This window comes from Phaeovulum sp. (assembly GCF_041596715.1).
In the GTDB taxonomy this organism is placed as follows: Bacteria; Pseudomonadota; Alphaproteobacteria; order Rhodobacterales; family Rhodobacteraceae; genus UBA6213.
This window is the reverse complement of record NZ_JBFHIA010000085.1, coordinates 1-11,674: the sequence shown is the minus strand read 5'-3', so window position 1 is coordinate 11,674 and position 11,674 is coordinate 1. Positions and strand designations below refer to the sequence as shown.

General features: G+C 62.3%; 11 protein-coding genes. 9 read left to right on the top strand and 2 right to left on the bottom strand.

Going from position 1 to position 11,674, the window contains the following annotated elements; translation table 11 throughout:
• Positions 1-162: a zinc-binding dehydrogenase gene (locus tag ABY403_RS07705; protein WP_372840187.1), complete on the top strand. Its 162-nt coding sequence runs from the start codon at positions 1-3 to the stop codon at positions 160-162.
• A gap of 57 nt (positions 163-219) precedes the next feature.
• Here ABY403_RS07705 and ABY403_RS07700 read toward each other — a convergent pair whose 3' ends face one another.
• Positions 220-384, bottom strand: a complete 165-nt coding sequence (locus tag ABY403_RS07700) for a hypothetical protein (RefSeq protein WP_372840186.1) — start codon at positions 382-384, stop codon at positions 220-222.
• A gap of 155 nt (positions 385-539) precedes the next feature.
• The gene (locus ABY403_RS07695; RefSeq protein WP_372840185.1) at positions 540-2,312 is read right to left on the bottom strand and encodes an SLC13 family permease; all 1,773 of its coding nucleotides are present in this window, start codon (positions 2,310-2,312) and stop codon (positions 540-542) included.
• A gap of 185 nt (positions 2,313-2,497) precedes the next feature.
• Here ABY403_RS07695 and ABY403_RS07690 point away from each other — a divergent pair, with 185 nt between their 5' ends.
• From ABY403_RS07690 to ABY403_RS07655, 8 genes are all read left to right on the top strand, one after another.
• Positions 2,498-2,680, top strand: coding sequence for a hypothetical protein (locus tag ABY403_RS07690; RefSeq protein WP_372840184.1), 183 nt, complete (start codon positions 2,498-2,500; stop codon positions 2,678-2,680).
• Positions 2,670-3,158, top strand: coding sequence for a TRAP transporter small permease (locus ABY403_RS07685; RefSeq protein WP_372840183.1), 489 nt, complete (start codon positions 2,670-2,672; stop codon positions 3,156-3,158). Before ABY403_RS07690 ends, ABY403_RS07685 begins: the two co-directional genes overlap by 11 nt.
• Positions 3,155-4,459: a TRAP transporter large permease gene (locus ABY403_RS07680; protein WP_372840182.1), complete on the top strand. Its 1,305-nt coding sequence runs from the start codon at positions 3,155-3,157 to the stop codon at positions 4,457-4,459. The genes ABY403_RS07685 and ABY403_RS07680 overlap by 4 nt, the downstream gene beginning before the upstream one ends.
• 147 nt (positions 4,460-4,606) lie before the next feature.
• Positions 4,607-5,314 (top strand): TetR/AcrR family transcriptional regulator, encoded by a 708-nt coding sequence (locus tag ABY403_RS07675; protein ID WP_372840181.1) that lies wholly within the window; start codon positions 4,607-4,609, stop codon positions 5,312-5,314.
• Positions 5,311-6,546 (top strand): efflux RND transporter periplasmic adaptor subunit, encoded by a 1,236-nt coding sequence (locus ABY403_RS07670; RefSeq protein WP_372840180.1) that lies wholly within the window; start codon positions 5,311-5,313, stop codon positions 6,544-6,546. The genes ABY403_RS07675 and ABY403_RS07670 overlap by 4 nt, the downstream gene beginning before the upstream one ends.
• A gap of 4 nt (positions 6,547-6,550) precedes the next feature.
• Positions 6,551-9,688: an efflux RND transporter permease subunit gene (locus tag ABY403_RS07665; protein WP_372840179.1), complete on the top strand. Its 3,138-nt coding sequence runs from the start codon at positions 6,551-6,553 to the stop codon at positions 9,686-9,688.
• The gene (locus tag ABY403_RS07660) at positions 9,685-10,410 is read left to right on the top strand and encodes an ABC transporter ATP-binding protein (protein ID WP_372840178.1); all 726 of its coding nucleotides are present in this window, start codon (positions 9,685-9,687) and stop codon (positions 10,408-10,410) included. The genes ABY403_RS07665 and ABY403_RS07660 overlap by 4 nt, the downstream gene beginning before the upstream one ends.
• Positions 10,407-11,674 (top strand): ABC transporter permease (locus ABY403_RS07655; RefSeq protein WP_372840177.1); only part of this gene is annotated, 1,268 nt, incomplete at its 3' end. The genes ABY403_RS07660 and ABY403_RS07655, both read left to right, overlap by 4 nt.

Sequence of the window (11,674 nt, the reverse complement as noted above, 5' to 3'; positions counted from 1 at the left end):
GTGTTGGAGCCAGAGGTCTTTGCCAATCTGATCGGCCGGATCGAGCGGGGCGAGGTTGTGCCGCTGGTCGCGGAAACCTATCCGCTGCGCGACATCGCCGCTGCGCAACGCGCCTTTGGCGAAAAGGGCTACATCGGCAAGATCGTGCTGGCGCTAGACTAAGCAAACGCGCCGCCGGCAAACCGGGCGATAGGCGCAACTGCCGCCGATTTGGCGTGGTTACTTCTGCGCCTTGGCCTCCGCCGCAGCCTTCATGCGTGCCAGCAGCGCTGCCTTTTTCGATTGATCGCCAAAGGGGTTTTTCTCGGTTCCCTTGGCGTTATGGTCGATGTAGCGGGCCCCCGACTTGCTCGGCTTGGGAACCCCAGATTTTCCGTAATCCATATTGACGCCCTTGCGATTTGGCTGAACCAGGACCTCATGCCTCAAAAGGCTGTTGCCCGCAACGCCGATACCGCGGAGCGTCGCGCAGCCAGCAGCACCGCAACCTTGCGCTATACAGATGCGGCGCGCGTGGCTTGCGCCCCGTGCCGCCGTTACTAAAGCGGCCAGAAAATCAATAGCGCCGGGATCGAGACCGCAACGATGATGATTTCGAGCGGCAGACCCATCCGCCAGTAGTCGCCAAACGCATATCCGCCCGGGCCAAGAATCAGCGTGTTGTTCTTGTGCCCGATCGGGGTGAGAAAGGCGCAAGAGGCGGCCACGGCCACGGCCATCAGGAAAGGCTCGGGCGATACGCCCAGCGTTTGCGCCATCTGGATGCCCACCGGTGCGGCGACGATTGTGGTGGCGGTGTTGTTAAGCACATCCGACAAGGTCATCGTCACCAACATCAACGCGGTCAGGATCGCCCATGCAGGCAGCCCCTCGGTGACATTCACAAGACCTGCCGCAATCAACTGCGTGCCGCCTGAGGTTTCCAACGCGCTACCCAAGGGGATCATCGAGCCGAGAAGTACGACAACGGGCCAGTTCACATGCGAGTAAAGCTCGGTCAGCGTCAGGATGCCGGTCAGCACATAGACGATCACCACCAAGCCTAGCGCGATCGGCAGATATACCAGCCCAAAACTTGCCGCGGCGACCGCAGCCGCAAAAACGCCGATTGCAAGCCAGACCATTTTGTCGACCGTTACTTTCAGCCCGCGCGGTGCCAGCGACAGAGAGCCCAGCCACTCGGTCACATCGGCGCCGGTGTCGCGCGGTACCAGCAGCAGCAGGATGTCGCCGGTCTGGATTTGGGTCTTGCGCAATTGCTGGGTGATCCGCTTGCCGCGCCGCGAAATGCCCAGCAGAACCGTGTTCTGGCGCGATTCCAGACCGACCGAAAGCGCCGTCTTTCCCACAAGGCGGCTGGTATCGGGCACGACCACCTCGATGATCTCAACGCCGTCTCCCGCCGCATTCAGCCGCTCTTCACGCGCCTCGTCCGCCACGGTGAATTTCATTGCCGCGCGAAACTCATCAAGCGCGTCAGGTGTCGCCTCTATGACGAGTATATCACCGGCTTGAACCACCGCATTTCGGACCGGGCCATACCGCCGCTTGCCATCCCGGATCACGCCCAAAATGGCAACGTCGGCCTTTTCGGCGGCTTCAGCCAACTCGCCAACGCGTTTGCCGATCGCCTTGTTGCCCTTTGGCACCGTCAGTTCGGCCATGTATTCGGACAGGTTCTCGATATTGGCGATGGCGTCTTCGCGCACCGGAATCAGGCGCCAGCCCACAAGCGCCACAAAGATCAGCCCGGCCACGGCCGCGGTTGCGCCCACGGGGGCAAAGTCGAACATTCTGTAGGGCTCGCCCAAGGCATCTTCGCGGATGGCGGAAATGATGATGTTGGGCGGGGTGCCGATCAGCGTTGCCATACCGCCGAGGATTGTGGCGAAGCTGAGCGGCATCAGCGACAGCCCCGGCGAGCGTCCGGCCTTGCGCGCGGTCTGAATCTCGACCGGCATCAGCAGCGCCAAGGCCGCGACGTTGTTCATGAAAGCCGAAAGCACCGCGCCGATCGCCCCCATCATTGCGATATGCATGCCCAGACTTCGTGAAGCATCGACCAAGGTGCGAGTGATCAGGAACACCGCACCCGACCGCACCAGCCCTGCCGAAACGATCAGCACCAAAGCCACAACAAGCGTTGCAGGGTGGCCAAAGCCCGAAAAGGCGGCGTCGGTAGGCACCACCCCCAACACCACGCCGACCATCAATGCGGTAAAGGCGACCACGTCATATCGAAACTTCCCCCAAAGCAACATGCCGAAGAAGATGATGAAAAGCGTGAATAGAATGATCTGGTCGGTTGTCATGGGGGCCAATCCAACAGTTGCGCGCGTAATGCAATCTTGCCCCTATCCGTGCGCAGAGGCCAGCGGTGTTGTTGGGGCGCGACGGGTGGGGCAGGGCTTGCGGCGCAATTCATGCTGTGTGGCTGGACAGGCTTCCTTGTCCCGAACATAGTGCGCGCCAATCGTGGCCATTGAAAAGAGACCAGATGCTGGCCCCTGCTATTGCCCCAGATTCGGCAAAGCCCGCCGAGGCGCGCAAGGCGGCGCAGGCTTTGCATCAACGTATGCGCGCAAAGCGGGCGTGGCAGTTCGATTTACCGATGGTCAAGGTCGTTGTCGGGGCGTTCTGCGTATGCCTCGGGGCAGGATTGGCGGCGCATGAAGGTTGAGCGGCTGATGCGCGGTTTGGCACGCGGGCTGGCGCTGCTGGGTGGCGCGGTGTTGCTGATGCTGGTGGCGATGATCTGCGTCAGCGTTGCAGGAAATGCGCTGGCGCGGCTGGGCGTGGCCGGGTTTGGCCCAGTGCGTGCCGGGTATGAACTGGTGGAACTGGCCGTGGCCTTCGTGGTCTTTGCCTTTTTGCCTTTGGCGCAGCTTGACCGCGCGCATGCAACGGTCGAGGTTTTCGCCGCGCGGCTGCCAGCGCGTGCCAATGCCCTGCTGACACGGTTCTGGACGCTTGGCATGGCGCTGGCGATGGTGCTGATCGCTTGGCGGTTGGGCGCGGGCACCTTGGCCAAGGCACGCAGCGGCGAGACCACGTTTCTGTTGGCATTGCCGATCTGGTGGGCCTATGCGGCCTGCACTGGCGCGGCAGGGGTGGCCGCACTGGTCAGCGCGTGGGATGCGCTCAGGTGGCGCGCATGAGCGCCCTTGCACTTGGCATCGCTTCGTTTCCGCTGCTGCTGGCGCTGATCTTTGCCCGCGCGCCAATAGGCTTGGCGATGTTCGCGGTGGGGGCGGTTGGGCTGACGCTTGTCACCGGCAGCCCGGCGATGGTGCTGGCGCGGCTCAAGACCGAAAGCTTTTCGACGTTTTCCAGCTACAGTCTTGCGGTCATTCCGATGTTTCTGCTGATGGGCCAGTTCGCCACCCGTGGAGGAATGAGCCGGACCCTGTTTCGTGCCGCAGGGGCATGGGTCGGGCACTGGCGCGGGGGGCTTGCGATGGCCGCCATCGTTGCATCGGCTGGGTTCGGGGCTATCTGCGGCTCGTCACTGGCTACTGCCGCCACGATGGGGCAGGTAGCGCTGCCAGAGTTGCGCCGGGCCGGCTACGCGGGCGGGTTTTCGGTTGCCACGCTTGCGGCGGGCGGCACGCTTGGCATTCTCATCCCACCCTCGGTGGTACTGGTGATCTACGCGATCCTGACCGAAACCAACATCGCCCATCTTTTTCTTGCGGCGCTGCTGCCGGGCCTGCTGGCGGCGCTGGGCTATGGGGTGGTCATCGCGCTTTATGTGCGCCGCTATCCTGAAGCCGCCACGGTCATGCCCGCGCGCGGCAACCGCGGCCGCGCCACGCTGGCGCTTTGGCCGGTGGCGGCGATTTTTGCGTTGGTGGTGGGGGGCATCTGGGGTGGGTGGTTTACCCCAACCGAGGGTGCCGCGATAGGTGCGGCGGGCACCGGGCTGATGGCTTGGGCCGGGGGCGGGCTTGACCGGGCCGGGTTGACCGAGGCGCTGCTGGAAACCGCGCGCGCCACCGCGATGATCTTTTTCATCCTGCTCGGCGCAGCGCTTTACAACGGCTTTCTGGCCTATGCGCGGGTGCCGCAGGAAATGTCTGCCTTTGTCGCCGGGCTGGGGCTTGGCCCGTTTATGGTGCTGGGGCTGATCTTGCTGTTCTATCTGGCGCTGGGCTGCGTTATGGACAGCCTGTCGATGATCTTGCTGACCATCCCGATCTTTTGGCCACTGGTCTCGGGGCTCGATTTTGGTCTTGGCGCCGCCGATACTGCGGTTTGGTTTGGGGTGTTGGTGCTGATCGTGGTCGAGGTGGGGCTTGTTACGCCACCTGTCGGGATGAACCTCTTTGTCATCACTTCGCTTGACCGTGAAACCCCAGCAAGTGCCGCCTATGGACCGGTTCTGTGGTTCGTGGCGTCCGACATGGTGCGGGTGCTGCTGTTGCTGGCATTTCCGGGGATCGTGCTGTTCTTGCTTTGAAGCCACGGCGAGAAGGCAGCCACTGCAAGCCAAGCCTTGTATCGTGACGCGATAGCCTTTACATACCGGCGGTCGGTTTTTAAGGGGCTTGGATCAGTGGCGAACGCAGCAACAACAGATGAGAATGTAAAAAGAACGCGGCTCAGAATGTCGCCTGACGCGCGGCGCACAGCAATCGTCGATGCAGCGCAGGCGTTGTTTTATGCGCGAGGCTGGGATGCGGTGACGATCTCGGATGTCCTAGCCGAGGCGGGCATATCGAAGGGCGGGTTCTACCACCACTTTTCCGCCAAGGAGGATCTGCTCGACGCCATCGTCGAGCGCCTTGTGGCACGGGCGTTGGAAGGCACCGCCACGGCCCGCGATGCGATCACGGGGGACGCGCTTACGCGCTTCAATGCGTTCATCGGCGCGATGAACCGCTGGAAGGCCGATCTTGGCCCGGAACTGCGATTTTTCACTGATGTGATGCTGCGGCCGGGCAATGATGTGCTATTCCAGCGCGTCGTGGCCACCTCGAACGAGGCTACGCTGCCGATCCTGCGGAAGCTGATCAAGGCAGGTATCGACGAAGGCACCTTCGACACCCCCGACACCGAAATTGCTGCCGAGGTGATTGTAGCCCTTGGGCAAGAAGAGCGGCGCGCGGTTCTACGGTCTGCAATCGCGGCTGCCGAATTGGGCGATATGGACGAAGCCGTGCGCCTGCTTGATGCGCGTATGCGTGCCGAGGGGCGGTTGATAGACCGGTTGCTGGGGCTGCCTGCGGGCAGCATCTTGCTGTCACACCCTGCGGATTACCGTCTGATGTTGGGCGCGATGAAGCCGTCGCAAAACCCCGGAGGCGGCGCATGACCGCAAATGATCAAAAGACCCAACAGCCAGCGCAAGACAAGCCCGATTGGGCGATGAGCCGGGCCGAGGCAGAGCGCGCGCGCCGTGCACGCGAGGGGCTGGCGCAAAGGCGGCGCAGGTGGCCTTGGGTATTGCTTGCGCTGGTCGTCGCCGCTGGTGGTGGCTACAGCTATTACAGCGCCAAAATGGCCCCAGTCGGGCCGGACGAGATACTTGAGCACGCGCAAAAGCCGGAAGCGGTGATGCAGCTTAGCACCGCCGAGATTGCCGTTTTGCAGCCACAAACCCTGCAGCGCACGGTTCGCGTAATCGGCACGCTGGCACCGATCCGCCAAGCGCAGCTTTCCTCGCAGGTCAACGGTCGTGTTGAGGCGGTTAGCGCGCAACCCGGCGACCGTGTCACAGAGGGGGAAGTGCTGGCGCAGATCGACGTGGAAACCCTGACGCTGGAACTGAAGCAGGCGCGCAGCAATGCCGATGCCACGCAGGCGCGGCTCAACCTTGCGGAAGTGCAGCTGGAACGCACGCAGCAACTGATCGACCGGGGCTTCACCACGACGTCGAGCCTTGATGAGGCGCGCAGCACCGTCACGCAGTTGCGCGCACAAGTCAGCGCGCTAGAAGATCAGGTCGCGGGGGCCGAACTGCGGCTGCGCAACGCAACCGTGCGCGCGCCCTATGCGGGTGCTATTTCCAAACGTTCCGCCGAGCCGGGGCAGTATGTCGGGATCGGCACGCCACTGGTGACGGTGGTCGATCTGACTTCGGTCGAAATGAACGCCAGCGCCGCCGTTGGCGCGGGTTCGCAGCTCACGCGCGGTCAGGCGGTTAGCGTCCACGTCGATGGCATCCCCGGCCGAACTTTTGAAGGCGTCGTCACCCGCATCAACCCGGTAGCTGAAGAGGGAACCCGGACGATCCCGGTATATGTTCAGATCGAGAACGCCGACGGTATTCTGCTGGGTGGCATGTTCGGGGTTGGGCAGATCGTGGTCGAGGACGCGCCCCAGTCGCTGGCGGTTCCGGCCACTGCGCTGCGCGAGGACGCGGCGGGCCACCACCTCTTGCAGATCGAGGACGGCCGGTTGGTGCGCAGGCAGGTTGAAACCGACGGCGACTGGGCGGGCGGTCTGGTGCGTATTCTTTCGGGCGTCGAGCCCGGCCAGACAGTCGTAACAGCGCCCTTGCCATCGCTGGCCAGCGGCGATGCCGTAGAAATCGTGGAGGAATAAGCACGTGTTTCTGACCCGTATCAGCGTCAAGGCCCCGGTTTTCGCGGCAATGGTAATGGCCGCACTGCTGGTGATCGGCAGCTATTCCTTCATGCGCCTGCCCATCGAGCAACTGCCGGACGTCGATTTTCCGGTGGTTGCGGTGGTTGTCAGCTACCCGGGGGCCGCACCTGAAGCGGTGGAAAGCGACATCATCAAGCCCATCGAGGAATCGGTGAACACGATCAGCGGCATCGATTATATCCAAAGCACGGCGCGGGCGGGCGAAGCGCTGGTGATCCTGTTCTTCGAGATGGATGTCGATAGCGCCACGGCGATGCAAGAGGTGCGCGACCGGCTTGGTAGTATTCAGGCGGTCTTTCCAGACAACGCGAATGACCCGTTGCTTTTCAAGTTCGATCCCGCCGAACTGCCGGTCGTCTCGCTGGCCGTCAGCTCGGATATCATGTCGCTGCGCGATCTGACGGCGCTGACCGAAGACGTGATCGAACCGCGCATGTCGTCAATTCAGGGCGTGGGCCGCGCCTCGGTCGTCGGTGGCGTTCCGCGCCAGTTGAACGTGCTGATAGATCCCGACCGGCTTTCAGCCTTTGGCGTTGGCGTTGGCGAAGTGACCGCGGCGCTTGGCCAAGACAACCAAGACCTTCCCGCAGGCTCGATCGAGCAGGGGCTCGAGGTGCAGTCGATTCAGGTTGAAGGCCGCATCGCGAACGCGGTCGATTTTCTCGATATCATCGTGGCGCGTCGTGGCGATCAGCCTGTGCGGCTGCGCGATGTTGCAACGCTGGAAGATGGCGAGGCCGAATCCGAAAGCATTGCGCTTTTGGACGGAGAGCCAGCCTTGGCGATGGATATCGTCAAGACGCAGGGTGCCAACACGGTTGCTGTGGCCGAAGACATTCGCCAGGCGGTGGAAGAGCTGATGAATGGCAAGCTGCCCGCAGATGTGAAGGTCGAGATCGTGCGCGACAATGCCGTGCCGGTTGAGGAAAGCTATCACGGTGTGCAGAGCATGATGATCGAAGGCGCGGCGCTGGCCGTGCTGATCGTGTTCCTGTTTCTCAACTCGTGGCGCTCGACCGTCATTACGGGGCTGACGCTGCCCATCTCGGTGATTGGCACCATGACGGTGCTCTATTTCCTTGGCTTCACGCTCAATATCATGACGCTGTTGGCACTTAGCCTTGCGATTGGGCTTTTGATCGACGATGCGATCGTGGTGCGTGAAAACATCATGCGGCATCTGCACATGGGCAAATCGCACCGACAAGCGGCGTTGGAGGGCACCAACGAGATTGGTCTTGCGGTGCTTGCCACCACGCTTTCGATCGTTGCGGTGTTTCTGCCGGTGGCCTTCATGGAAGGCATCATGGGCAAGTTCTTTTTGCAATTCGGCGTCACGGTGTCAGTTGCTGTGCTGATTTCGCTTTTCGTGGCCTTCACGCTCGACCCGATGATGTCGTCTGTCTGGTATGATCCGTCGGCCGAAACCGGGGCGAAGCACGGGCCGTTGGGGCGTGCCGTGGCGCAGTTCGGCCGTTTTTTCGAATGGCTGGGTCAGGGTTACCGTGGGCTGCTGCGTTGGAGCCTGCGGCACCGGATCACCACGCTAGCGATAGCTATGGGTGCCTTTGTCGGCAGCTTCTTTCTGGTGCCGTTGGTCGGCGCTGAGTTTGCCCCCGCCGTGGACAACAGCGAGTTTCAGGTCGAGGTCGAAACGCCCGTCGGTTCGTCGCTGGCATATACGGCAATCAAGGTGCGGCAAGTCGATCGGGTCTTGCGCGCGTTTCCAGAGGTGACGGGCACCTATGCAACCATCGCAGGTGCCGGTTCAAGCGGGCAGAACAGCGCGACTATTACGGTTGCGATGGTCGGCCCCAGCGAACGCGTGCGCAGCCCGCAAGACATGACGCTTCCGGTGCGCGAGGCGCTTGCCGTAATTCCCGGGATAGATGCCAAGGTAGGCGCGGCAGGTGGGATGGGTGGCATTTCAGAACCCGTGCAGATCAATGTCTATGGTGATAATCTCGATGTGCTCGACCCGCTGTCAGACCGATTGGTGCGCGCGTTGCAGACCATCGACGGGCTCGAGGATGTGTCATCCAGTCTTAACTCCGCGCAACCGGTGCTTGGGGTGCGGATCAACCGCGAGGCGGCGAGTGATCTTGGCGTATCGCTGCAACAGATCAGCGCGACGCTCCGCCCGATGTTGGGTGGCAGCGATGTCAGCGACTGGACCTCGCCCGATGGGCGCAGCTTTACCGTGACGGTGCGCCTGCCCGAAGAGATGCGAAACGACCTCGACGTGCTGCGCGCGTTGCCCGTGGCGCAAAGCGGCGGCACAGGTATGGTGCGGCTAGATCAGGTGGCCGACATCGTGCAGTCGTTCGGCCCGTCCGAGATTACGCGCCGCGATCTTTCGCGCCAGGTGCTGGTCAGCGCCAACCTTTCTGGCGTGACCTTGGGCGATGTGACGCCGCAGATTCAGGCGGCAATGGACGCGCTTGAACTTCCTACCGGCTACCGCGTCAGCATGGGCGGCGATGCCGAGCAATATGCAGAAATCCTTGCGGCGGCGGGATCGGCGCTCATTCTGGCGGTGATCTTCATCTACCTCGTGCTCGCTTCGCAGTTTGGCAGCTTTCTGCAACCCGTCGCGATCATGGCCGCGCTGCCGCTGGCGCTGGTGGGCGTCATGTTGGGCTTGCTCGTAGGCGGTTCGACGCTCAACATGTTCTCGATGATCGGCTTCATCATGCTGATGGGGCTGGTGGTCAAGAATGCGATCCTGTTGGTCGACAATGCCAATCAGCATATGAGGGAACAGGGAATGAACCTTTATGAAGCGCTGGTCGAAGCCGGGGTGACGCGGTTCAGGCCAATCATCATGACGACACTGGCGATGATCTTCGGGATGCTGCCGCTGGCGCTGAATATCCATGAAGGGTCTGGTCAGAATGCGCCAATGGCACATGCGGTGATCGGTGGACTGATCTCGTCCACTATCCTGACGCTGGTCGTGGTGCCGGTGGCCTTGACCTATCTTGACAGTTTCGGGCGCAAGACCCGGCGGTGGTTTCCTGCGCCGCCCGACACGGCGCACAGGGGCGCTTCGGCGCAGACAGGCGGCAATTCATCATGACAGAAACGCCCGCAACGCGCGCACCGGCCTTCACCACCCGTGGTCTGACCAAGGTTTACGGCGAGGGACATTCGGCGGTGCATGCGTTGCGCGGCGTCGATCTGGAAATCCCTGATGGAGAAATTGTCGTGCTGCTGGGGCCATCGGGCTCGGGCAAATCCACGCTTCTCAACATCATCGGCGGTTTGGACCGGGGCACCGAAGGCACGGTGCAATTTCACGACAAGATCCTGAGCGACATGACCAATACCGAACTGACCCGGTATCGGCGCGAGCATGTGGGCTTTGTGTTCCAGTTCTATAATCTGATGCCCAGCCTGACCGCGCATGAAAACGTCGAGCTTGTCACCGAAATCGCCAACAACCCGCTCGACCCGGACGAGGCGTTGGCGCTGGTTGGCCTGAAAGAGCGCACAGATCATTTCCCCGCGCAGCTTTCGGGTGGCGAGCAGCAGCGCGTCGCCATTGCGCGCGCCATTGCCAAGCAGCCCGATGTGCTTTTCTGCGACGAACCGACCGGCGCGCTTGACAGTGCGACCGGGCGATCGGTGCTCAAGGTGCTGGCCGATGTGAACGAGAGGCTTGGCTCGACCGTCATGATGGTCACGCACAATGCCAACACTGCCGCTATGGCCGACCGGGTAATCCATTTTGCAGATGGTGCCATTCGTGACGTGGTGCTGAACAAGACCCGCCGCAGCCCCGAGGAGATCGAGTGGTGAGCCCACTTGACCACAAGTTATTGCGCGACCTCTGGTACATGAAGGGCCAAGCCATGGCGATCGGCGCGGTAATCGCCGTTGGCGTGATGATGCTGGTGATGATGACGGGCCTTACCGCCTCGCTGACCGAAACCCGCGCTGCCTATTACGAACGCTATCGGCTGGCCGATGTCTTTGCCTCTGTCGCGCGCGCGCCCGAACGGCTGAAGGCCCAGCTTGCCGAAATCCCCGGCGTCTCGGCGGTTGAGACGCGGGTGCAAGGCCGCGCGCTGATTGATCTGGCAGGGCAGGTGCTGCCGGTGCAGGCGTTGGCGGTGTCCTTGCCAGACCGCGGTGTGCCTGCGCTGAACGATGTTTACCTTGCCGACGGGCGGATGCCCGCTGTGGGCCGCCCCGACGAGATCTTGCTGCTAGAAAGTTTCGCCACCGCCAACGACCTGCGCCCGGGCGATACGCTGCATGCCACCATGAACGGCGCGCGCCGCAGCTTTGACATTGTCGGGCTCGCGCAAAGCCCCGAGTTTCTTTACACTACCGCGCCGGGCGAATTGCTGCCCGATGATGCGCGCTTTGGCGTGATCTGGATCAGCCGGTCCGGGCTTGCCGCCGCCTATGATCTTTCTGGTGCCTTCAACGAGGCGCTGATCGGCTTGGCGCGCGGTGCGAACGAGGCCGAGGTGCTGGACCGTGTCGATCAACTGCTAGAGCCCTACGGCGGCTCGGGCGCCTATCCGCTGGCAGATCAGATGTCCAATCGCTTCGTCTCGGAAGAGATTTCGGGTTTGGAAGCGGCGGCGGTCGGGGTGCCCCCGATCTTTCTGGGGGTTGCGGCCTTTCTGCTCTACATCGTCATCAGCCGCATGGTGCAATCCGAGCGCGAAGAGATTGGCCTGATGAAGGCCTTTGGCTACACCAACGCCGAGGTTGGGGCGCATTACTTCAAGCTGATCCTTGCCATTGCCGTTGGCGGGGCACTGGCGGGGTGCCTAGGCGGTATTGCGGCGGGGCGGGCGCTGATCGGGGTCTATACGACCTATTACAAGTTCCCCTTTCTGGTGTTCGAGCTTGATCCAAAATCTTTCGTGACCGGGGTTACGGTCAGTATACTTGCGGCCTCTGCCGGGGGCCTGCTGGTCTTGCGCCAGGTCTTTGCGCTGACCCCGGCAGTAGCCATGCGCCCGCCCGCACCCCCAAACTTCAGCCGCACCGGCAGAATCGGCCATAGCCTCAACCGCTTTCTCGATCAGCCAAGTCGCATGGTGCT

Bases quoted from the DNA above. Each gene is read 5' to 3' on its own strand.
- ABY403_RS07660 (WP_372840178.1), top strand. From the start codon at position 9,685: ATGACAGAAACGCCCGCAACGCGCGCACCGGCCTTCACCACCCGTGGT.
- ABY403_RS07700 (WP_372840186.1), bottom strand. From the start codon at position 384: ATGGATTACGGAAAATCTGGGGTTCCCAAGCCGAGCAAGTCGGGGGCC.
- ABY403_RS07670 (WP_372840180.1), top strand. From the start codon at position 5,311: ATGACCGCAAATGATCAAAAGACCCAACAGCCAGCGCAAGACAAGCCC.
- ABY403_RS07675 (WP_372840181.1), top strand. From the start codon at position 4,607: ATGTCGCCTGACGCGCGGCGCACAGCAATCGTCGATGCAGCGCAGGCG.
- ABY403_RS07685 (WP_372840183.1), top strand. From the start codon at position 2,670: ATGAAGGTTGAGCGGCTGATGCGCGGTTTGGCACGCGGGCTGGCGCTG.
- ABY403_RS07695 (WP_372840185.1), bottom strand. From the start codon at position 2,312: ATGACAACCGACCAGATCATTCTATTCACGCTTTTCATCATCTTCTTC.
- ABY403_RS07690 (WP_372840184.1), top strand. From the start codon at position 2,498: ATGCTGGCCCCTGCTATTGCCCCAGATTCGGCAAAGCCCGCCGAGGCG.
- ABY403_RS07680 (WP_372840182.1), top strand. From the start codon at position 3,155: ATGAGCGCCCTTGCACTTGGCATCGCTTCGTTTCCGCTGCTGCTGGCG.